This is a genomic window from Sphingomonas faeni (genome assembly GCF_040407495.1).
GTDB classification, from domain to species: Bacteria; Pseudomonadota; Alphaproteobacteria; order Sphingomonadales; family Sphingomonadaceae; genus Sphingomonas; species Sphingomonas faeni_D.
This window is the reverse complement of sequence record NZ_JAPZPP010000001.1, coordinates 71,094-92,269: the sequence shown is the minus strand read 5'-3', so window position 1 is coordinate 92,269 and position 21,176 is coordinate 71,094. Positions and strand designations below refer to the sequence as shown.

Sequence of the window (21,176 nt, the reverse complement as noted above, 5' to 3'; positions counted from 1 at the left end):
TTGTCGTCAACCTACGGCATGCGTTTCGGGTTGCAACCGATCTCCGGCGAGCCCATTCCTTGCCAAGACAAGATGCGGAGAGGCACGATGAAAAGCTATTTGAAGCAGTATATTGACGGCGCTTGGGTCGAGAGCGAGGGCGGCACCGTCTATCAGGTGATCGACCCGTCGACCGAGCAGCCGTGCACGGAGATCACGCTAGGCACCGCCGCCGACGTCGACAAGGCGGTCGCGGCCGCCCGTTCCGCGTTCGAGAGCTGGAGCCAGACGAGCGTGCAGGAGCGCCTCGACGTGCTTGGCCGGATCATGACCGAGTACAAGGCGCGGATGCCCGATCTGGCGAAGGCGATGTCGCAGGAAATGGGCGCACCGATGGCGCTCGCTTCGATGGCGCAAGCCCCCACCGGGCTGGCGCATTTCTCGGCGACCGCGAAGGCGCTGGCGGCGTTCGAATTCTCCGAGACCATCGGCAAGGCGACCGTCGTGCACGAGCCGCTCGGCGTCGTCGCGATGATCACGCCGTGGAACTGGCCGCTGAACCAGATCTGCGCGAAGGTTGCCCCTGCCCTCGCCGCGGGCGACACGATGATCCTGAAGCCGTCCGAGGAAGCGCCGTCCTGTGCGGTGATCCTTGCGGAGATCATGGACGCGGCTGGCGTGCCGGCAGGTGTGTTCAACCTCGTCAACGGCGACGGTCCGGGCGTCGGCGCGGCGCTGTGCGCGCACCGCGACGTCGACATGGTGAGCTTCACCGGCTCGACGCGGGCGGGCATCGCGGTCGCTTTGGCGGCCGCGCCGACCGTGAAGCGGGTGCATCAGGAGCTTGGCGGCAAGGCGGCGAACCTCGTGCTCGAAGGCTCCGACCTGGCGACCGTCCTGCCGCCGACAGTGGCGGGCGTACTCGCCAATTCGGGGCAGAGCTGCATCGCGCCGACCCGACTACTAGTGCATGCGAGCCAGGTCGCGGAAGCGACCGCGATCGTGAAGTCGATGATGGAGCAAACCAAGGTCGGCGATCCTGCCGAGATGGGCCAGCACATCGGCCCGGTCGTCAACAAGGCGCAGTTCGACAAGATCCAGGGGCTCATCCAGTCGGCGATAGACGAAGGCGCAACCTTGGTGACCGGCGGCGTGGGTCGGCCGGACGGGCGTAATGCGGGGTATTACATTCAGCCGACGTTGTTCGCCGACGTGCGGCCGGACATGCGGATCGCGCAGGAGGAGACGTTCGGCCCGGTCGCGACGATCACGTCGTATGCCGATCAGGATGAGGGCATCCGCATCGCCAACGCGACCGAATACGGGCTGTCGGCAACGATCTCGGGCGATCCGGCGGCGGCGGCGAAGGTCGCACCGAAGTTGCGCGCGGGGCTGGTGACGATCAACTCATGGAGCCCGGACATCGGTGCGCCGTTCGGCGGGTACAAGCAGTCGGGCAATGGTCGTGAGAACGGACGGTACGGGCTGACCGACTTCATGGAGGTGAAGACGATCACCGGCCTTCCGGGTGACACCCGCCAAGGAAAGCCTGCTGAAGCGGGCGCTTAAGGATTACGCCAGCTTCTGGTGGGGGGCTCGGCAGGCACGCGCCCCCCGTCATCCTGAGGAGGTCAGGACCCAGAGCCACTACGGGTGCCTGTCGTAACCCTGGATCCTGACGTTCATCAGGATTACGGACGGGGTGACGGGTGAGCCAACCTAGTCGAGGTTTGGACGAAGCCAGCGTTCGGCGGTCTTCAGGTCGGCGCCGCGTCGCGTGGCGTAATCCTCCAGCTGGTCTCGGCCAACGCGGGCGACGCCGAAATACTCGGCCTGCGGGTGGCCGAAATAGAAGCCCGACACCGCGGCGGTCGGGAACATCGCGAAGCTCTCGGTCAGTTCGAGGCCGGTCGCGGTCGGCGCGTCGAGCAGGTCGAACAGAATCGGCTTGAGGCTGTGGTCCGGGCACGCGGGATACCCCGGCGCCGGGCGGATGCCGCGATACTGCTCCTTGATCATCGCTTCGTTGGTGAGCTGTTCGTCGGGCGCATAGCCCCACAGGTCAGTGCGGACGTGCTTATGGAGGCGTTCGGCGAACGCTTCGGCGAAGCGGTCGGCGAGCGCCTTCAAAAGGATGTCGTTGTAATCGTCGTTGTCCGCCTTGAAGCGGGCGATGTGGTCGTCAATGCCGTGGATGCCGACAGCGAAGCCGCCGAACCAGTCGTCTTGGGTGTCGACGAAGTCCGCGAGGCACATGTTCGCGCGGCCCTCGCGCTTGGCGATCTGCTGGCGGAGCATGGGGAGCCGCACGTCATCCTGACGAAAGTCAGGACCCAGAGCCCCAAACGCCGCGTCCCGTAACTCTGGGTCCTGACTTTCGTCAGGATGACGGACGTTTGTGACGACCACGTCATCACCCTCGCGGCGCGCCCGCCACAGCCCCACGACCCCGCGCGGGGTCAGCCACTTCTCCGCGACGATCGTATCGAGCATCGCCTGTGCATCCGCATACAGCGAACTCGCGCTCTCGCCGACCACCTCGTCGGTCAGGATCGCGGGAAAATTCCCCGCCAGTTCCCACGCGCGGAAGAACGGCGTCCAGTCGATATAGTCGCGCAGATCCGACAGATCCCAGTCCGCGAACACATGCACGCCCGGCTTCACCGGCGCAGGCGGCTTCATCGCAAAGTCCGCCACGAACCCGCGCGCGCGGGCGGTTTCCAGCGGCAAAAGCTCGCTCTGCCCCTTGTTCGCGCGCGAGATCCGTACAGCCTCATATTCGTCCGCAGTCTTCGTCACGAATTCGTCGCGGATCGTGTCCGACACCAAGGTCGACGCGACACCCACCGCGCGACTCGCATCGAGCACATGCACCACCGGGCCATCATAGGCCGGCGCGATCCGGAGCGCGGTGTGCACCTTCGAGGTCGTCGCGCCGCCGATCAACAGCGGCATCGTCATGCCGGCGCGCTTCATCTCCTCGGCAACCGTCACCATCTCGTCGAGCGACGGCGTGATCAGCCCGCTGAGCCCGATCATGTCCGCATCATTCTCGTTCGCGGATTCGAGAATCTTCGACCACGGCACCATGACACCGAGATCGACCACGTCGAAGCCGTTGCACTGGAGCACCACACCGACGATGTTCTTGCCGATATCGTGCACGTCGCCCTTGACGGTCGCCATGATGATCTTGCCCTTGCCGCGCGCGCCGGGCTCCTTCATCGCCTCGATATACGGCAGCAGATGCGCGACCGCCTTCTTCATCACGCGCGCCGATTTGACCACCTGCGGCAGGAACATCTTGCCCGATCCGAACAGGTCGCCGACCACGTTCATGCCATCCATCAGCGGGCCTTCGATGACCTCGATCGGGCGACCGTTGTTGCCGTCGATGATCAGCCGCGCTTCCTCGGTATCCTCGACGACGTGGAGATCGATGCCCTTGACCAGCGCATATTCGAGCCGCTTGTTGACGCTCAGCGAGCGCCATTCCGCGGCCGCCTTCTCGGCCACCACGTCGGTGCCGCGGTAACGTTCGGCGAGCGCGACGAGGCGATCGCCGGCCTCGGGATCCTTGTTGAGCACGACGTCCTCGACCGCCTGGCGCAGTTCGGGATCGATGTCGTCGTAGATGTCGAGCTGACCCGCGTTGACGATCGCCATGTCCATGCCTGCGGGGATCGCATAGTACAGGAACACGCTGTGCATCGCGCGGCGCACGGGTTCGTTGCCGCGGAACGAGAAGCTGAAGTTCGACAGCCCGCCCGAGATATGGACGTGTGGGCAGCGCGCCTTGATCTCACGACACGCCTCGATGAAGTCGACGCCGTAATTGTCGTGCTCCTCGATCCCGGTCGCGACCGCGAACACATTGGGATCGAAGATGATGTCCTCGGGCGGGAAGCCGATCCCGACGAGCAGCTTGTACGCGCGCTCGCAGATCTCGACTTTCCGATCCTTGGTGTCCGCCTGCCCGACCTCGTCGAACGCCATCACGACGACCGCCGCGCCGTACGCCATGCACTTGCGCGCCTGGGCGAGGAACTGCTCCTCGCCCTCCTTCATGCTGATCGAGTTGACGATCGGCTTGCCCGAGACGCACTTCAGCCCGGCCTCGATCACGCTCCATTTCGAGCTGTCGACCATGAACGGGATGCGCGCGATGTCGGGCTCGGCGGCGATCAGCTTCAGGAACGTCGTCATCGCGTGATGCGCGTCGAGCAGCCCCTCGTCCATGTTGACGTCGAGCACCTGCGCGCCGCTCTCGACCTGCTGGCGCGCGACCTCGACCGCGGCGGGATAGTCGCCGGCCATGATCAGCTTCTTGAAGCGCGCCGAGCCGGTGACGTTGGTGCGCTCGCCGATGTTGACGAAGGAGGTGGAGGAGGAGGTGGTCATCGGTTCGCTTCTTCTAGCCCCCTCTCCCCTCCGGGGAGAGGGTTGGGGTGAGGGGTAGTTCCGGGCGGTAGCGCTCGTGGCGCCCCTCACCCCGGCCCTCTCCCCGACGGGGAGAGGGAGCGGTGGCCTAAGCCGCCATCGTGAATGGTTCGAGACCGGCGAGCTTGGTCCGCACTTCCGGCCGAGCCACGACCCGCGGCTCAAGCCCGCACACCCCATCCGCCATCGCCTTGATATGCGCCGGCGTCGAGCCGCAGCAGCCGCCGAGCACGTTGACCTGCTTGGCCACCGCCCACTCGCCGACCAGCCCGGCCGTCGTCTCCGGCTGCTCGTCATACTCGCCGAGTTCGTTCGGAAGCCCCGCGTTCGGGTAGACCATGATCAGCGTATCGGCGATCGCCGACAGCGTCTTAACATGCGGCCGCAGCTGCTCCGCACCGAACGAGCAGTTCAGCCCGATCGTGATCGGCTTGGCGTGCCGCACCGCATGCCAGAACGCCTCGACCGTATGCCCCGACAGGTTGCGCCCCGAAAGATCGGTCAGCGTCATCGACATCATGATCGGCACGTCGCGCCCGAGCGCGTCGCCCGCCTCGATCGCCGCCATGATGCCCGCCTTGGCGTTGAGCGTATCGAAGACCGTCTCGATCAGGATGAAGTCGACCCCGACCCCCTCGCCGCCTTCGAGCAACGCGTCGATCTGCTCGCGGTACACGCCCTTGAGATAGTCGAAGTCGATCTCGCGATAGCCGGGATCGTTGACGTCGGGCGACAGCGACAGCGTCTTGTTGGTCGGCCCGATCGCGCCGGCGACGAAGCGCGGACGGCCGTCCTTCGCCTCGTATTCGGTCGCGAGCGCGCGGGCGATCCGCGCGGACTCGACGTTGATCTCGCGCACCAGATGTTCGGCGCCATAGTCTGCCTGCGAGATGACGTTCGCGCTGAAGGTGTTGGTCGAGACGATGTCCGACCCCGCCTCGAGATATTCGCGCGTGATCGTCTCGGGCACGTCCGGCTTGGTGATCGCCAGGATGTCGTTGTTGCCCTTCTGGTCGTGCGACAGGCCGAGCGACCCTGCATAGGCGGCCTCGTCGAGCTTCCAGTTCTGGATCTCGGTGCCGAACGCGCCGTCGGTGATCAGGATGCGCTTGGCGGCTTCCGCGTTGAAACGTTCACGTGGTGTCATCAACTGAACTCCTCCCCTCCCGCAAGCGGGAGGGGTCGGGGGTGGGCGCCCGCTATCCTCGGGCGATATCGTTGGAGGCAAGCGCGAGCCCACCCCCGGCCCCTCCCGCCAGCGGGAGGGGAGCAGAAGTTACGCCGCGGCGACCTTGTCGACCGGCTTCGCGCGAACACCGAGCATGTGGCAGATCGCGTAGCCCAGTTCCGCACGGTTGAGCGTGTAGAAGTGGAAATCCTTCACCCCGCCCGCATACAGCCGCCGGCACATCTCCGCCGCGATCGTCGCCGCGACGAGTTGCCGCGCCGAGGGATGATCGTCGAGCCCCTCGAACAGCCGGTCCATCCACGCCGGAATCTCCGCGCCGCAGAGCCCCGCGAATTTCCGCGTCTGCGCGACGTTCGACACCGGCAGGATCCCCGGCAAGATCTGCGCGGTGATCCCGGCTGCTGCGACGCGATCACGAAACCGGAAATACGCCTCGGGCGAGAAGAAGAACTGCGTGATCGCGCGGGTCGCACCGGCATCGATCTTCCGCTTCAGATTGTCGATATCCGCATCATGCCCGCCCGATTCCGGATGGCATTCGGGATACGCCGCGACCGAGATCTCAAACGGGTGCAGTTTCCGCAAGCCAGCGACCAGAGCCGCTGCATTCTCATATCCGCCCGGATGCGCCTGATAGGGCTGACCCAGCGTCGGCATGTCGCCACGGAGCGCGACGATGTGGCGCACGCCCGCTGCCCAATATTCCTCGGCGACCTGATCGATCTCGGCCTTGGTCGCCTCGACGCAGGTCAGATGCGCAGCGGCGTTCATCGACGTCTCGCGCTGGATCCGCGCCACCGTCGCATGCGTCCGCTCGCGCGTCGAGCCACCCGCGCCATACGTCACCGAGACGAAATCGGGACCGAGCGGCTCCAGCGTGCGGATCGCCTCCCAGAGCTGCGTCTCCATCTTCTCGCTCTTGGGCGGAAAGAATTCGAAGCTCAGACCGACATCACCCGCAAGATCGGCGAACAGCGGTTCTTCGAGCGCGCGGCGCGCTTCGGCCAGTTGGGGGATCGAAATGTTCGTCATGCCGCCTTCACCTCACGCAAACTCGCGCCAATCTTCCGGCCGAGCCATAATTTTACCGTCAACTCGCCGCCCTCGAGCGTTTCCACGCGCGCCGTCTGCAAGCCCGCCGCCTCGAACCACGCGGCCATCTGCTCGTCCGCGAACCCGAGACGCGTGTGCGCATCGCGCAACCGCAGTTCCTCGCGGTCGTGACTCGCAAAGTCGGCGATCAGCAACCGTCCGCCCGGCGCGAGCACCCGCGCCGCCTCGCTCACCGCCGCGCCGGGTTGCTGCGCGAAATGCAGGACATGATGCAGGATCGCGACATCCGCTGCGGCATCTGCCATCGGCAACGCGTACAGATCGGCCTGGCGCAGTTCGGCGTGCGTCATGTCGTGCAGCTTGGCACGCGCCAGACGCAGCATCTCCGAACTGCGATCGATCCCGAGCGCGACCGTCGCGCGTCCGCCGAACAGTTCGAGCATCCGCCCGGTGCCCGTACCGATATCGATCAGCGTGCCGACCAGCGCATCGCCGAGCACGGTTGCCATCGCCGCCTCGACCTCGCTGTCGGCGACGTGCAGCGACCGGATCGCGTCCCATTCGTCGGCATGCCCCTCGAACCATGCCGCTGCCGACGCCGCCCGATCCGCGCGCACCGCCGCAAGCCGCGCCGCATCCGCGACCGCCCAGTGATCCGGCTCGGCCTTCGCCCAGACATCGAGTGCGCCCGCGACCGGCTCGACCACGTCCGCAGACCCGAGCGCGACGAACACCCAGCTGCCTTCCTTGCGCCGCTCGGCAAGGCCGGCATCGCACAGGATCTTCACATGGCGCGAGACGCGCGGCTGGCTCTGCCCGAGCACCTGCGCGAGCTCGCCGACCGACAGCTCCATCCGCCGCAACAGCGCGAGGATCCGCAACCGGGTCGCGTCCGCCAAAGCACGGAAGATTTCGAGCGCCATCGTCATGCGAGGACATATAAAGAATTCTTTATATGAGGTCAACGCAGGCGTGCGGCTCTTCGACATTACCATATCCGCCCGCGACTTATCGCATCGCGCGAGATCGTGACGGATCGGAAACGCTTCGGCCGCGTTCGATTGCGCTATGGGCTGGGCATTCCCCGGTCCACAAGACGACATCCACGGGAGTAGATACCTATGAAGAAGTTCCTGATCCCCGCCCTCGCCCTGACCGCCGGCCTCGCAGCCTGCAGCAACAACGCGCAGGACCAGACCGCACAGGCCGCCAACGCGATCGCCGCCGATGCGAGCGCGACGACCGCCAATGCCGTCGACGACGTCAGCGCCGCCAGCGATCGCGCACTGGGTTCGGCCGAGCGTTCGCTCGACAACGCCGGTGCCCGCATCGACAACTCGACCGATCATCTCGACGCCAAGGCCGATCGCGCCGGTGACCGGATCGAAGCCGGTGCAGACCGTACGGGTGCTGCAATCAGCAACGGTGCAGACCGCGCCGCCGACGCCACCGGCAACGCGCTGACCCGCGCCGGCAACGCGATCAAGGACTAAGCCTTGCCAAGGCGCCCCCACTTCTCCGTCACCCCAGCTAACGCTGGGGACTCCCGGTTCGGATCACGACGACCGTTCCGGGAGAACACCATGCTTCGCTGGCACGATGGCATGATGGTGGGGGCGTTGCTTGCTATCTCAGTACTCGCTGCGTGTTCGCCCGCGAGCGAACCCGGCGCGATCACCGCCGACGAAGCGCACCAGTTGAACGAAGCCGCCGCGATGCTCGATGCGAACAGCGTCGACCTGAATGCGGTCGCCGCCGCTCCTGACGACCCTGACCAATCCTCGAATCAAAGCGATCAGACCCGATGACCCTCCGCCGCCTCGGCTCGACCGATCTTAAGATCGCCCCGCTCGTCCTCGGCGGCAACGTGTTCGGCTGGACTGCCGACCGCGCCGCCAGCTTCGCCGTGCTCGATGCGTTCGTCGCGGGCGGTGGCACGATGATCGACACCGCGGACGTCTATTCGGCGTGGGTCGATGGCCATCAGGGCGGCGAATCCGAGAGCATGATCGGCGAATGGCTGAAGGCCAGCGGCAAGCGCAACGACGTGCTGATCGCGACGAAGGTCGGCATGCTTCCCGGCGAAGGCGGCGAGAAGCTTGCCCCCGCGCGTATCACAGCCGCTGCAGAAGCCTCGCTAAAGCGCCTCGGCACCGATCGCATCGATCTGTATTACGCGCATCAGGACGACGACTCGCTGACGCAGGAAGCCGTCCTCGAAGCGTTCGGCAAGCTGGTCGACGCGGGCAAAGTCCGCGTGATCGGTGCATCGAACTTCCACGCCGCGCGCCTGAAGTCCGCGGTCGAGGCTGCCAAGGCTTCGGACCTGCCGCGCTATCACGTGCTCCAGCCCGAATATAATCTCGTCAGCCGCACCAAGTTCGAAGGCGAATTGCAGGATTACTGCGTCACCGAGAACATCGGCGTGCTGCCCTATTACGGGCTCGCCTCGGGTTTCCTCACCGGCAAGTACCGGACGAAGGACGATCTGGGCCAGAGCGTTCGTGGCGGTCGGATGGGAGAATTGCTCGAAGGTACCGGCAAGGCTGTCCTCGATGCGATGGACTCGGTCGTTGAAGCTACTGGCGCGACCCACGCGCAGGTTGCGCTGGCGTGGCTGATCGCACAGCCGGGCGTTACGGCACCGATCGCGAGCGCCACGAGCGTGAAGCAGGTCGAAGACCTGCTGCCGGCGATCACGCTGGAACTGTCGAAGGACCAGTTGGACGCGCTGATGGTCGCTGGCGCTTAAACCTTAATCCTCCCCCGCCAGGGGGAGGTGGCTGGCACTTGCCAGACGGAGGGGGCGGCACGCGCCAACCTCTGTTCCGTGGCCTCCCCCTCCGTCACCTTCGGCGACACCTCCCCCTGGCGGGGGAGGATTGAAAGGGTGATCCCCCCTTAATCCCCCGCAAACGTCAGCGCGGACGTCTTTCGCTCCCGCTCGTTGATCAGCAGCGCCCGGCCGGCCGGCGCGACCGAACGCTGCGGGCAATCGTTGCGGAAACAGGCGCGGCAGCCGAGCCCGATCGGCATTGCCCTCCCCGCCAGATCGAAGCCGCTCGCCGCCGCCAGCACACCCGCCTGCGCCGCCGCGACGCCGAGACCGATGGCGAACTCGGCATGCACTGCGCCAAAGCGGCTGCCCTGCGGCGTCACGGTGCGCGCCATCGTAAGCCAGCGTGCGCCGTCCTCCAGTTCGACCAGCTGCACCATCAGGCTGCCCGGTCGGTCGAACGCATGATGTAGCCGCCACAGCGGACAGCGCCCGTCCGCCTCCACCAGCGCCGCACCGCTGGCGCCGGGATAGCGCTTCGACGCCTGCCCCGCCCGATCGATACGGATCATGAAGAACGGCAGGCCGCGTGCGCCGACGCGCTGCAACGTCGTCAGCCGGTGCGCGACCTGTTCGAAGCCCGCGCCGAACCGGCGTTGCAGCAGTTCGATGTCGTACCCCGTCGTCTCGCATCCACGGAGGAATCGCGCATAGGGCATCATCAGCGCTGCGGCGAAATAGCCGAGAAGGTGGCGGCGATAGAGGCGTTCCGCGGCGCGATCGGTGAACCCGGCGCCTTTCGCCAGCGCATCGATCTCGGCCTTCGCCTCGATCTGGCCGAGCTGGAACGCGACCGCGAACGTGCGCGAGGCAGGGTCGAGCATCTCGCTTAACTGCAACTGGCGCGCGTGCAGGTCGAGGCGGCGCAGCGTGTCTGGGAGCACGTCGGCGGGCAGTACGCGGATGGTCAGGCCGTGCTTCGCGCGCAGCCGCTCGGCGATCGCGCCGTAGAGATCGCCTGCGCCGAGCCGCAATTCGTCGGCCAACGCTTCCGCCGCGGCATCGAGATCGGCGAAATGATTCCGCCAACGCTCGATCTCGCGACGGACGAGCGTGACCGGATCGTCACCTGCTTCGGCCACCGCGCCGCCGCCGATCCGATCGAACACGCGTGCGAATGCCGCCGCACCGCCGGGGGCGCTAGCGAGCCACTCCTCGACTTCGTTGCGGTCGATCTCGAGGTCGGCGAACATCGGGTCGGCCAGCCGTCGCCGGATCGCATCCGCGCCGCCGCCCGGTTCGCCCGCCGCCAGCGAGCGCGGATCGAAGTCGAAGCTCTCGGCGAGCTTGATCAGCAACGTCGCGGAGATCGGCCGCTGGTTGCGCTCGACAAGATTGAGATAGCTCGGGCTGATCGCGAGCATGTCGGCCATCGCCGCCTGCGTCAGCCCCGCCCCGCGCCGCAAGCGACGGATCGCGTGCCCAGCCAGCAATTTCCGTTCCGCCATCGCAAACCCTCCTGTCACGATATTTACAGAACGACACGAGCTGCACAAGCTTGGCGGACACCGCGACGTTGCCGCGGCGCGGGACCGTCTTCCAACTAGCCGGCCTCTACCGCTATTGCCTGTGCATCGCCTCTCTCGGCGCATGATCGGTGTAAAGAGAGAGACAAGACGATCATCGAAGGAGGCAAGCCATGCAGACGACCACCGAACAACCCCGCGCCCGCGCCGTCTTCTCGACCAACGATTTCGCGCTGATGAAGGAAGTGCTCGGCGAGATGATCAGCAAGACCTCGATCGACGACGAACGGCTGACGCGGATGAGTGCGCTGTATCACCGCCTCGGTCGGCTCGGCTAAACCGCTTCACACAGTTTCCTGGGGAGGAAAGGATCCCGCCGGTGGCTCGTCCATCGGCGGGTATTCCTATTTAAAAGGACGGTGTGCTTCCGAAGCTCGTCATCCTGACAAACGTCAGGATCCAGGGTAACGGGCGCTGGAGCTTGTGGCTCTGGATCCTGACTTTCGTCAGGATGACGGAGCGGGGGTGCCGGGTACGTCCGCCTACCAGGGCACCGTCGACCTCACGCCGGACTAAGCATCCTCAACCCGTTGCGAAGGCCGCCCTTTCCAACCTCGCCCCCTCGTGTAGGACGGCGGGATGGCCAAGACACTGACCGCTCGCATCAAGGACGACATCGTCCTCTACGGCGCACTCGCCGCCAATCTCGGGATCGGCGTGGCGAAATTCGTCGCGGCCGGGATGACCGGATCGTCGTCGATGCTGACCGAGGGTTTCCACTCGGTGGTCGACAGCGGCAACCAGGTGCTGCTGCTCTACGGCCAGAAAAAGGCCAAGCGCCCCGCCGACGAGGCGCACCCGTTCGGCTATGGTCGCGAGCTGTATTTCTGGGCGTTCGTGGTCGCGATCCTGATCTTCGCAATCGGCGCGGGCGTATCGATCTTCGAAGGCTGGCGGCATATCCGGCAGCCCGAGCCGCTTACCAGCCCGACCATCAACTACGTCGTGCTCGCGATCTCGTTCGCGCTCGAGGGCAGCAGCTGGACGATCGCGGTGCGGGAGTTCTCGAAGTCGAAGGGCGACATGGGCTGGTGGCAGGCGATCCACCGGTCGAAGGACCCCGCCGGTTTCATCGTGCTGTTCGAGGATTCCGCGGCGCTGGCGGGTCTCGTCATTGCCGGGATCGGCATCTGGGCGAGCCATGCGTTCAACGATCCGCGAATCGACGGCGCCGCCTCGATCGCGATCGGCGTGATCCTCGCGCTGGTCGCGGTGTTGCTCGCGCGCGAATCGAAGGGCTTGCTGATCGGCGAGCGTGCCGATCCGGCGGTGATCGCGACGATCCGCAAGATCGTGTCCGCGCATCCCGCGATCGTCTCGGTCAACCACGTCCGCACGATCCACACCGCGCCCGAGAGCATCTTCGCGGCCATCAGCGCCGACTTCGACGATTCGGTGACGATGGGCGACGGCGAGACGCTGATCGAGGCGATCGAAACCGAGCTGCGTGCGGCGGTGCCGACGCTCTCCTCGATCTACATCCGGCCTGAAAAGCGCGAGAACGCGACGCTCGCTCAAGCCCCTGCAACGCCGGTCGTTGATGGTGTATCTACTACGTCACACTGATTAAAATCAGTCTCATCTATCTGGTAAGGCTTGATATTTCAAAATAATATCGAGGGATGAGACCGCTACTTCGGCTGATCGCCCTGCTCTGCCTGTGCCTGGGATACGCACTCCCTGCCCAGGCTGCCGTCACCATCACCTTCTGGAGCCACGAACTCGGGAACAGCTTCCCACACGCGTTCTTCACGTTGCGCGGGATATCCGATGCGGGCGGCGCACCGGTCGATACCAACGCCGGCTTCACCGCGAAATCGGTCTCCCCAGCGCTGCTGATGGGGCCGGTCGCCGGCAAGCTGGACATCGCCAGGCCGGGCTATGTTGCGGGCAGCGATGCGCAATTCTCGGTGATGATGAGCGATGCACAATATGTTGCCGTACTCCGGCTGGTCGAAGCCTGGAGCGAGGGTAAGCCAGACAGCGTCTACCGCCTGTCGGATCACAATTGCGTAACGTTCGTGAAGGAAGCAGCCCGGATCGTCGGACTGATCGGACTGGATCAGCCAAAGCTGATGAAGAAGCCGCGATCCTACCTGAAGGCGATCCAGGCTGAGAATCCTGGTCGTGTCACGACGATAGGGCTGCACGGGAAGGAGTATCTCGCCAGCCTGCCGCCGATCTCATCGGCGCAAGCCACCGACACGCATTCGACGACGGTGGTCGGCACCGATGCGCCGCCATCCGCGGTTCACGGTGCGGGTACAAGCTCCACCACGTCCAGCACCGACTCGAACCGCGGATAGGGCAGCACGACTCGCCAGCGCTGCGTGCCGATCCGTTCGATCAAGCCGGCCATGTCGCGATTGGCGTCGCGCCCGTAGCGCATCGGTCGCGTCTCGTCGCCAAGCTCCATCGTCCCGAGAAAGACCGCCCGCGCGTTGGTGTCGGCGAAGACCGAGCCGACCGGCCGCTGCGATCCGTCGAGCTTGACGAGGCTGACCACGCGTTCGCCATCGTCCTCCCGGGTGCCGATCCGGCACGCGAACCAGCCCGAGATCGTGAAGGTGGGGCCGATGCCCGCGCGAGCGCCGAGCTTGTACGTGCGGCACCGATACGGCCCCGCGGGCGGCAGCGGGTCGATCAGCGAAAGGTCGGGGTTGAACAGCACCGGATCGCTCGCAACCTCGTTTGGATCGACTTGCGCGAGGGCATCGATCCAGGCACCGCGCCAGTTGCGAAGCCGTGTGCGATCCGCAGGCGTGGCCACCCGGCGCCAGTCCAGACTGGACTGCGCGCTCTCGGCCTCTGCACCTCCGGCACAGGCGAAGGTCGATGCACAGGCCATGGTTATCACGCACGCGGCAGCGCCGACCCAGGTTCGCATCGTCTCGTGTCCCGTTGGCTTCCGCAAAGCTACGTCCGTATCATCTTGAACTGCAATGGTTTTCGGGTTGAAGGCGACCCGATGGCTCACGCCGCCGTCCAGCCGCCATCCATCGACAGGTTGGCGCCGGTGATCGCCTTGGATTCGTCGCGGCAGAGGAACAGCGCAAAGGCGGCGACCTGCTCGGGCGTGACGAATTCCTTGGTCGGCTGAGCGGCCAGCAGGACATCGTTCATCACCTGATCGCGCGTCAGCCCCCGCGCCGCCATCGTGTCGGGAATCTGGTTCTCGACCAGCGGCGTCCAGACATAGCCGGGAGAGATGCAATTGACGGTGATGCCGTCGGTCGCGGTCTCCAGCGCGATCGTCTTGGTGAGCCCGGCGATCGCGTGCTTGGCCATGACGTAGGCGGACTTGTTCGGGCTTGCGACCAGCGAGTGCGCGGACGCGGTCGAGATGATCCGCCCCCAGCCCTTGGCGCGCATGTGCGGCACCGCGGCGCGCATCATGTGCCAGGCCGAGGACAGGTTGATCGCGATGATCGCGTCGAACTTGTCGATCGGGAAGTCGGCGATCCCGGCGACATGCTGGATGCCGGCGTTGTTGACGACGATGTCGACGCTGCCGGTCTCGGCCGCGGCGCGGGCGACCATTGCGGCGATCTGGTCTGGCTTGGTCATGTCGGCGGCGTCGTGGAGTGCGACCGTACCGCTTATTGCCGCCAACGCCGCCCGCTCGCGTTCGATCGCGTCAGCGTCGCCGAAGCCATTGAGTATTACCGCGGCGCCCTCGGCGGCGAATGCCTTTGCGTAGGCGAGTCCGATTCCCGACGTGGATCCGGTGATGACCGCGGTCTTGCCCTTCAGGAACATGCACACTCCTCACGCTATCGCGCCGCAAGCAGCGCGGCTTTGCAACTCTACCGCCACCTTGCGCATTTCGTTCCCAACCAGAAACGAAAAGGGGTTTATCATGCGGCTCGACGATTACGATCCGAACATCAACGTCGAGGACCAGCGCGGGTCGGGCGGCGGGGGCGGCGGCTTTGGCGGCGGCGGTGGCGGTCTGTTGATGGGGTTGTTGCCGATGATCGGCAGCCGCTTCGGCTGTGGCGGGATCGTCGTCGTGCTGATCCTGATGGCGGTGTTCGGCGGCATGGGGGGGCTCGGCGGGCTGCTCGGTGGCGGGCAGTCGTCGGCACCGACGACGCAGAGCGGATCGCCGCGTGCCGGCACCGACACAACGTCGAGCTGCAACCTGACCCCGGAAAGCAAGGCTGCCTGCAACGCGTTCAGCTCTGCTGACAACACCTGGGAAGCGATCTTCCAGAAGAACGGCCAGCGGTTCGAAGCGCCGAAGCTGGTCTTCTACTCCGGCAATGGCCGCTCGGGTTGCGGCGCGGCGCAGTCGGCGATGGGGCCATTCTATTGCCCGACCGATCAGGGCATCTATCTCGACACCAGCTTCTTCAACGAGCTGTCGACGCGGTTCAAGGCCGAGGGCGACTTCGCGCAGGACTATGTGATCGCGCATGAGTTCGGCCATCACATCCAGAAGCTGCTCGGCACCAATGCACAGGTCCAGCAGGCGCAGCGTCAGGCGAGCGAAACCGAGGGCAACGCGCTGTCGGTGCGGCTAGAATTGCAGGCGGATTGCTACGCGGGCGTCTGGGCGGCGGCGAACAAGACGCGCCTCGAGGCCGGGGATATCCAGGAGGGCATGACCGCCGCCCAGGCGATCGGCGACGACACGTTGCAGAAGGAGACGCAGGGTCGCGTGGTACCGGACAGCTTCACGCATGGGACGTCGGCTCAGCGCCAGTCGTGGCTGAAGCGCGGGCTGGACAGCGGCGATCCGCAGCAGTGCGATACGTTCTCGGGCGCGATCTGAGCTGAGCCTCCCATCCTCTCCCGCAAGGGGGAGGTTGCTGGCGCTTGCCAGACGGAGGGGGAGGAAAGGTTCACACCTGCTCCGTGTCCTCCCCCTCCGTCACCTTCGGCGACACCTCCCCCTGGCGGGGGAGGATTTCAAAAATAGCGCGTCCTTACGCGACGACGACGCCCTTCCAGAACGCATAGCGATCCTTGATCTCGGCCGCCGCCGACTTGGGATCGGGATAATACCAGACCGCATCGACGTTCCGCTTCCCGTCGACGACGAGGGTCTTGTAACTCGCCTCACCCTTCCACGGGCAGCTCGAGTGCGTGGCGCTATCCTCCAGCAACGCCGGATCGACGCTGTCGGCGGGAAAATAATGATTGCGCTCGACGACGACGGTATCGTCCGATCGAGCGATCTCGTGACCATTCCAACTTGCAACCGGCATGCTGATCTCCTTCAGGCGCGCCCCAGCCCCGCCGCCTCATACGCTTCGGGTTTGAACCCGACCAGAAGCGTCTCGCCGGTATCGAGCACCGGGCGCTTGATCATCGACAGTTGCGTCAGCATCAGCGCGGTGGCCTTCGCTGCATCTAGGTCCGCGCGATCCTCTTCGGGAAGCTTCCGAAACGTGGTGCCTGCGCGGTTGAGCAATACTTCCCACCCGACCCGACCGATCCAGTCTTCGAGGTGCGTAGCGTCGATACCCGCGGCCTTGTAGTCGTGGAACGCGTACGCGACGTCGTGCGCATCGAGCCAATTCCGCGCCTTCTTGATCGTGTCGCAATTCTTGATGCCGAACATCGTGATCGTCAAAATCGTCTCCTTGACGCTGGATGGCTAGTCGCGCTGGCGGCTCGATCTCATATCGGGCCGTTCTGTTTCCTTCCACCGACATTGCGGCGCGAAGTCGCCCGAAGGCGACCGAGGAGTGCGGACAGCATGACCGCAGGAACGGCCAGGACGGCAAGAAACACGACGCCGACGATCAGTAGCCCGCCAAATCCCGTATTTACCAACATCACGGGCAGCTGCGCGACCGTGACGATCGCTCCGGCCGACCACCCTCGCCCGCCAAACGCAAAGCCGCCGAAGGCCGACAGAAGCAGCGAACCGGGGTACCAGATCAACCAGTAGCCAGCCGCATCCCAAGGCTCCTTCGCGCCGGAGACACGGCTTACGAGCAGCCAGTACAGCACGCTGACGACCGCGAGAACGAACACCTGGACCATGCGGAGTTTCATGCTCGCGGCCTCTCACAGGATCGCCGGTGAGATCAAGCCGGTAGCGTGACGCAGCGAGGGCGTTTATCGGTGCACCATGACGCATCCATTCTACGCGATCCATAGTCACGGGCTGATCCGGGTTGCCGCTGCGACGCCGCGGGCTTCGGTGGGGGATACCGGGGCCAATGCCGAGGCTACGATCGCCTTGGCGCGCGAGGCGGATGCGAAGGGCGTCGACCTCGTCGTCTTCCCGGAGCTGAACCTTACCTCCTACGCGATCGACGATCTGCATCTTCAGACCGCTCAACAGCGCGCGACGCTGGCCGCGATCGCGACGGTGGTCGAGGCGAGTGCGACTTTACGGCCGGTGCTGCTGGTCGGCGCGGCGCTGGTGCGGAACGGGCGGCTGTATAACTGCGCGCTGGCGTTCGCACGCGGGCGCGTGCTCGGCGTGGTGCCGAAGACGTTCCTGCCTAATTACCGCGAGTTCTACGAAAAGCGCTGGTTCGCGAGTGGCGCGGGAATGACCGGACTGACGATCGACCTAAACGGCGAGGACGTGCCGTTCGGGACCGACCTGATCTTCGCCGCGCGCGACCTGCCCGGCTTCGTGTTCCATGCCGAGATCTGCGAGGATTACTGGGCCCCTACCCCGCCCTCGACCGCGGGTGCGCTCGCCGGGGCGCTGATCTGCTGCAACCTGTCCGCGTCGAACATCGTCATCGGCAAGGCGCGCGACCGGGCGATGCTGGCCGCGGCGCAATCGGCACGCGCGGTATGTGCCTACGTCTATTCCGCGGCAGGGCCCGGCGAGAGTACCACCGAAGTCGCGTGGGACGGCCAAGGGCTGATCCACGAACTCGGCGAACAGATCGCAGAGTCGGAGCGGTTCGCGACCGAGCCAGAACTCGTCGTCGCCGACGTCGACTGCGAGCGGATCATGCAGGAACGCCTGAGGACCGGCACGTTCAACGATGCGGCAATATTCGCCGGCAACCCGGAGACGCGCTTCCGACGGATCGCATTCGATCACGCGCCGGTGCTCGCCGACAGCGGCCTCGAACGCGCTATCCGTCGCTTCCCGTTCGTCCCGAACGATCCGGCGCGGCGCGACGACGATTGCTACGAGGCGTTCAATATCCAAGTGGAGGCGCTGTCGAAGCGCCTCGTCTCCGCGCACGCCGAGACGATCGTGATCGGCGTATCGGGCGGGCTCGACTCGACGCACGCGCTGATCGTTGCGGCCAAGGCGATGGACCGGCTTGGACGCCTGCGGACTAACATTCTCGGCTTCACCATGCCCGGCTTCGCGACCGGCGAAGGCACCAAAGCGAACGCTTGGGCGCTGATGCGCGCGCTCGGCATCACCGCTGAGGAGATCGACATCCGCCCCGCCGCCACCCGGATGCTCGAAGACATCGGCCACCCCTTCAGCGAAGGCGAACCCGTCTACGACATCACGTTCGAGAACGTGCAGGCAGGGCTTCGCACCGATTACCTGTTCCGCCTCGCCAACCAGCGCCGTGGGATCGTGCTCGGCACCGGCGATCTCAGCGAGATGGCGCTCGGCTGGTGCACCTACGGCGTCGGCGATCAGATGAGCCATTACGCGGTGAACAGCGGTGTGCCCAAGACGCTGATCCAGTTCCTGATCCGCTGGTGTATCCGCACCGACCAGTATGACGCGGCGACCGACGCAATCCTGTCGACGATCCTTGCGCAGGAAATTTCGCCCGAGCTCGTTCCGGCGGGGGCGGACGGCGCGTTGCAGAGCACCGAGTCGATGATCGGGCCGTATGCGCTGAACGATTTCTTTGCGCATTACGTGATCCGCCACGGCCTAGCGCCCTCGAAGATCGCGTTTCTTGCCTGGCATGCGTGGCGTGATGCGAACGTCGGCGCATGGCCGGAGGACCTGCCGGCGGACGCGCGCGTCGCGTACGACCTGCCGACGATCCGGTATTGGCTGGAGAAATTCCTCTACCGCTTCTTCACGACCAGCCAGTTCAAGCGGTCGGCGATGCCCAATGGCCCCAAGGTCTCGGCGGGTGGCGCGCTGTCGCCACGTGGCGATTGGCGTGCGCCTTCAGACGGAATCGCAACCGCTTGGATCGAAGAATTGCGGTCAAGCGTTCCCTAGGGTTCGCTGCGCCATCTTGCATAAACCGCGAGCCGGGCGCATTATGAAAATCCTATGACACTGGCTCCACCGGATGGATCGCGCGATCGCCGGATCGAGATCCCATCTAATCTTTGGCTGATTCATCCGGCAGGCCGCGCGCTTTTGCCGCTTGCGTTGGCACGTGGAATTTCCGCGAATTCGGTGTCGGTGGCGGGGCTTTGCCTCGGTGGCGCCGCCGCGCTCGCCTATACCCAATGGGGCAATTGGGCGCTCGCGCTGGTCGGTCTGGTGCTGTCGATGGGGTGGCTGATCGCCGACGGGCTCGACGGCATGGTGGCGCGTGCGACCAAGACGGCGAGCCCGCTCGGTCGCATGCTCGACGGGCTATGCGATCACGGCGTGTTCGCGCTGATCTACGTCTCGCTCGCGCTGACGATCGATACGCCCGAAGCCTGGATCCTCGCCGTCACGGCTGGTGGCGCGCATGCCGTTCAGTCGAACATGTATGAAGGCGAGCGCTCGCGCTACCATCGCCGGATCAAGGGCGTCGCCCTGCAGGCGGTCCCCGTGCCGACCGGCAACGCGCTCGTACGCTTCTACGACGGCGTCGCGAGCAGCATCGACCGCATCGCCATGCCGTTCGAACGCACGCTCGGTCAGTCGGCGGATCCGGTCGTACTCGGTGCGCTGTATGGTGCCCGCGCCGTCGCACCGTTGCGTTTCATGGCCTTGCTTACCGCGAACGTCCGGGTATGGGCGATCTTCGTCGCCTGCTTCGCGGGCAACCCACGCATCTTCTGGTGGTTCGAGATCGTCCCTTTGACGCTCGTGGCCATCGTCGGGCTCGTCTGGCACCGTCGTGTCGAGCGGGCTTTCGTTCGTAATACTTCCGCAACGCGACCAAAAACCGCGTCGCGCATGCATCTTTCGTAAGGAACAGGGTCAGTAATGAATAGCATTCGGATCGCCGTGGTCGGCATCGGCAACTGCGCGAGCTCGCTCGTCCAGGGCCTCGAGCATTATCGCGAGGGGGCAAACGACCAGGTTGGCCTGATGCATTTCGACATGGGCGGCTACAAGCCGAGCGACATCAAGGTCGTCGCGGCCTGGGACGTTGATCGCCGCAAGGTCGGCAAGGACGTCGCCGAGGCGATCTTCGCCAAGCCAAACTGCACCGCGGTGTTCGCACCCAATGTCGGCAACACCGGCACGATCGTGAAGATGGGCAAGAAGCTGGACGGCGTCGCCGACCACATGGCCGACTTCAAGGACGACCGTACGTTCCTCGTCTCGGACGCCGCCGAGCCGACGCGTGAAGAGGTCATCGCCGAGCTGAAGGCATCGGGCGCCGACGTGCTGATGAACTACCTGCCGGTGGGTTCGCAGGAAGCGACCGAATTCTACGCCGAGTGCGCGATCGAAGCGGGCGTGGCGTTCGTCAACAACATCCCCGTCTTCATCGCCTCGAACCCGGTTTGGGCGAAGAAGTTCGAAGACGCCGGCGTCGCGATCATCGGCGACGACATCAAGGCACAGCTCGGCGCGACGATCGTCCACCGCGTGCTGACCGACCTGTTCGCCAAGCGCGGCGTGAAGCTGGATCGCACCTACCAGCTCAACACCGGTGGCAACACCGACTTCCTCAACATGTCGAACCATCGTCGTCTCGAGTCGAAGAAGATCTCGAAGACCGAAGCGGTGCAGTCGGTTGCGGCCGAGCGGATGGACGACGACAACGTCCATATCGGTCCGTCGGACTATGTGCCCTGGCAGAACGACAACAAGGTCTGCTTCCTGCGCATGGAAGGCCAGCTGTTCGGCGGCGTGCCTATGAACATCGAGCTGCGTCTCTCGGTCGAGGACAGCCCCAACTCGGCGGGCGTCGCGATCGACATGATCCGTTGCGCCAAGATCGCCAAGGATCGCGGCATCGCCGGCGTGATCGACCCTGCATCGGCCTATTTCTGCAAGCACCCGCGCACGCAGATGACCGACGATCTCGCGCAGATCGAAGTCGAGCGGTTCATCAAGGCCGCCTGA

At 65.3% G+C, this 21,176-nt stretch carries 21 protein-coding genes; 11 read left to right on the top strand and 10 right to left on the bottom strand.

The genetic code is table 11. The annotated features are described in order from the left end of the window. Nucleotides 1-87 precede the first annotated feature (87 nt). Complete coding sequence (locus O6W96_RS00460) at nucleotides 88-1,548, top strand: aldehyde dehydrogenase family protein (protein ID WP_353467756.1); 1,461 nt, start codon at nucleotides 88-90, stop codon at nucleotides 1,546-1,548. A 150-nt stretch (nucleotides 1,549-1,698) separates the two neighbouring features. Here the strand turns inward: O6W96_RS00460 and metH are convergent, their stop codons facing one another. From metH to O6W96_RS00440, 4 genes are all read right to left on the bottom strand, one after another. Continuing rightward, on the bottom strand, nucleotides 1,699-4,380 hold the full coding sequence (gene metH, locus O6W96_RS00455; RefSeq protein ID WP_353467755.1) for a methionine synthase: 2,682 nt from the start codon (nucleotides 4,378-4,380) through the stop codon (nucleotides 1,699-1,701). 127 nt (nucleotides 4,381-4,507) lie between these two features. Further along, nucleotides 4,508-5,566 carry a homocysteine S-methyltransferase family protein gene (locus tag O6W96_RS00450; protein ID WP_353467754.1) on the bottom strand — a complete coding sequence of 353 codons (1,059 nt, stop codon included), beginning with the start codon at nucleotides 5,564-5,566 and terminating at the stop codon, nucleotides 4,508-4,510. Between the two features lie 129 nt (nucleotides 5,567-5,695). Next, a complete protein-coding gene (gene metF / locus O6W96_RS00445) occupies nucleotides 5,696-6,640 on the bottom strand; it encodes a methylenetetrahydrofolate reductase (protein ID WP_353467753.1) in 945 nt (314 codons plus the stop codon). Next, a complete protein-coding gene (locus O6W96_RS00440; RefSeq protein WP_353467752.1) occupies nucleotides 6,637-7,590 on the bottom strand; it encodes an ArsR/SmtB family transcription factor in 954 nt (317 codons plus the stop codon). Before O6W96_RS00440 ends, metF begins: the two co-directional genes overlap by 4 nt. A gap of 192 nt (nucleotides 7,591-7,782) precedes the next feature. Here O6W96_RS00440 and O6W96_RS00435 point away from each other — a divergent pair, with 192 nt between their 5' ends. The 3 genes from O6W96_RS00435 (at nucleotide 7,783) to O6W96_RS00425 (ending at nucleotide 9,413) form a co-directional block, all read left to right on the top strand. Next, on the top strand, nucleotides 7,783-8,154 hold the full coding sequence (locus O6W96_RS00435; protein ID WP_353467751.1) for a hypothetical protein: 372 nt from the start codon (nucleotides 7,783-7,785) through the stop codon (nucleotides 8,152-8,154). Between the two features lie 90 nt (nucleotides 8,155-8,244). Continuing rightward, a complete protein-coding gene (locus O6W96_RS00430; RefSeq protein ID WP_353467750.1) occupies nucleotides 8,245-8,469 on the top strand; it encodes a hypothetical protein in 225 nt (74 codons plus the stop codon). Continuing rightward, entirely contained in the window at nucleotides 8,466-9,413 is a 948-nt protein-coding gene (locus O6W96_RS00425) for an aldo/keto reductase (protein WP_353467749.1), read from the top strand. The genes O6W96_RS00430 and O6W96_RS00425 overlap by 4 nt, the downstream gene beginning before the upstream one ends. 149 nt (nucleotides 9,414-9,562) lie before the next feature. Here O6W96_RS00425 and O6W96_RS00420 read toward each other — a convergent pair whose 3' ends face one another. After that, on the bottom strand, nucleotides 9,563-10,945 hold the full coding sequence (locus tag O6W96_RS00420; protein ID WP_353467748.1) for a helix-turn-helix domain-containing protein: 1,383 nt from the start codon (nucleotides 10,943-10,945) through the stop codon (nucleotides 9,563-9,565). Between the two features lie 191 nt (nucleotides 10,946-11,136). On the opposite strand from O6W96_RS00420, the gene O6W96_RS00415 reads away from it, so the two are divergent. From O6W96_RS00415 to O6W96_RS00405, 3 genes are all read left to right on the top strand, one after another. Beyond that, a complete protein-coding gene (locus O6W96_RS00415; RefSeq protein WP_164913371.1) occupies nucleotides 11,137-11,301 on the top strand; it encodes a hypothetical protein in 165 nt (54 codons plus the stop codon). 301 nt (nucleotides 11,302-11,602) lie between these two features. Continuing rightward, entirely contained in the window at nucleotides 11,603-12,589 is a 987-nt protein-coding gene (locus tag O6W96_RS00410; protein ID WP_353467747.1) for a cation diffusion facilitator family transporter, read from the top strand. Nucleotides 12,590-12,645: 56 nt separating this feature from the next. After that, the gene (locus tag O6W96_RS00405; RefSeq protein WP_353467746.1) at nucleotides 12,646-13,329 is read left to right on the top strand and encodes a hypothetical protein; all 684 of its coding nucleotides are present in this window, start codon (nucleotides 12,646-12,648) and stop codon (nucleotides 13,327-13,329) included. Here O6W96_RS00405 and O6W96_RS00400 read toward each other — a convergent pair. Together O6W96_RS00400 and O6W96_RS00395 are read right to left on the bottom strand one after the other, a co-directional pair. Continuing rightward, a complete protein-coding gene (locus O6W96_RS00400; RefSeq protein ID WP_353467745.1) occupies nucleotides 13,275-13,910 on the bottom strand; it encodes a DUF4893 domain-containing protein in 636 nt (211 codons plus the stop codon). The genes O6W96_RS00405 and O6W96_RS00400 overlap by 55 nt on opposite strands. A gap of 86 nt (nucleotides 13,911-13,996) precedes the next feature. Continuing rightward, entirely contained in the window at nucleotides 13,997-14,782 is a 786-nt protein-coding gene (locus O6W96_RS00395; RefSeq protein ID WP_353467744.1) for a 3-hydroxybutyrate dehydrogenase, read from the bottom strand. 100 nt (nucleotides 14,783-14,882) lie between these two features. Between O6W96_RS00395 and ypfJ the strand changes: the two genes are divergently transcribed. Further along, nucleotides 14,883-15,800 carry a KPN_02809 family neutral zinc metallopeptidase gene (gene ypfJ, locus O6W96_RS00390; RefSeq protein WP_353467743.1) on the top strand — a complete coding sequence of 306 codons (918 nt, stop codon included), beginning with the start codon at nucleotides 14,883-14,885 and terminating at the stop codon, nucleotides 15,798-15,800. Nucleotides 15,801-15,954: 154 nt separating this feature from the next. Here ypfJ and O6W96_RS00385 read toward each other — a convergent pair whose 3' ends face one another. Genes O6W96_RS00385 through O6W96_RS00375 form a run of 3 tightly spaced genes read right to left on the bottom strand, consistent with a single transcriptional unit; the run spans nucleotide 15,955 to nucleotide 17,032 of the window. Continuing rightward, entirely contained in the window at nucleotides 15,955-16,236 is a 282-nt protein-coding gene (locus O6W96_RS00385) for a DUF427 domain-containing protein (RefSeq protein WP_353467742.1), read from the bottom strand. 11 nt (nucleotides 16,237-16,247) lie between these two features. After that, complete coding sequence (locus tag O6W96_RS00380; protein WP_353467741.1) at nucleotides 16,248-16,604, bottom strand: ArsC family reductase; 357 nt, start codon at nucleotides 16,602-16,604, stop codon at nucleotides 16,248-16,250. Nucleotides 16,605-16,651: 47 nt separating this feature from the next. Continuing rightward, nucleotides 16,652-17,032: a hypothetical protein gene (locus O6W96_RS00375; protein ID WP_353467740.1), complete on the bottom strand. Its 381-nt coding sequence runs from the start codon at nucleotides 17,030-17,032 to the stop codon at nucleotides 16,652-16,654. A gap of 76 nt (nucleotides 17,033-17,108) precedes the next feature. On the opposite strand from O6W96_RS00375, the gene O6W96_RS00370 reads away from it, so the two are divergent. The 3 genes from O6W96_RS00370 to O6W96_RS00360 are packed head-to-tail and all read left to right on the top strand — an operon-like array spanning nucleotide 17,109 to nucleotide 21,176. Next, nucleotides 17,109-19,154 (top strand): NAD(+) synthase, encoded by a 2,046-nt coding sequence (locus tag O6W96_RS00370; RefSeq protein WP_353467739.1) that lies wholly within the window; start codon nucleotides 17,109-17,111, stop codon nucleotides 19,152-19,154. Nucleotides 19,155-19,208: 54 nt separating this feature from the next. After that, nucleotides 19,209-20,069, top strand: coding sequence for a CDP-alcohol phosphatidyltransferase family protein (locus O6W96_RS00365; protein WP_353467738.1), 861 nt, complete (start codon nucleotides 19,209-19,211; stop codon nucleotides 20,067-20,069). Nucleotides 20,070-20,084: 15 nt separating this feature from the next. Further along, nucleotides 20,085-21,176, top strand: a complete 1,092-nt coding sequence (locus O6W96_RS00360; RefSeq protein WP_056050788.1) for an inositol-3-phosphate synthase — start codon at nucleotides 20,085-20,087, stop codon at nucleotides 21,174-21,176.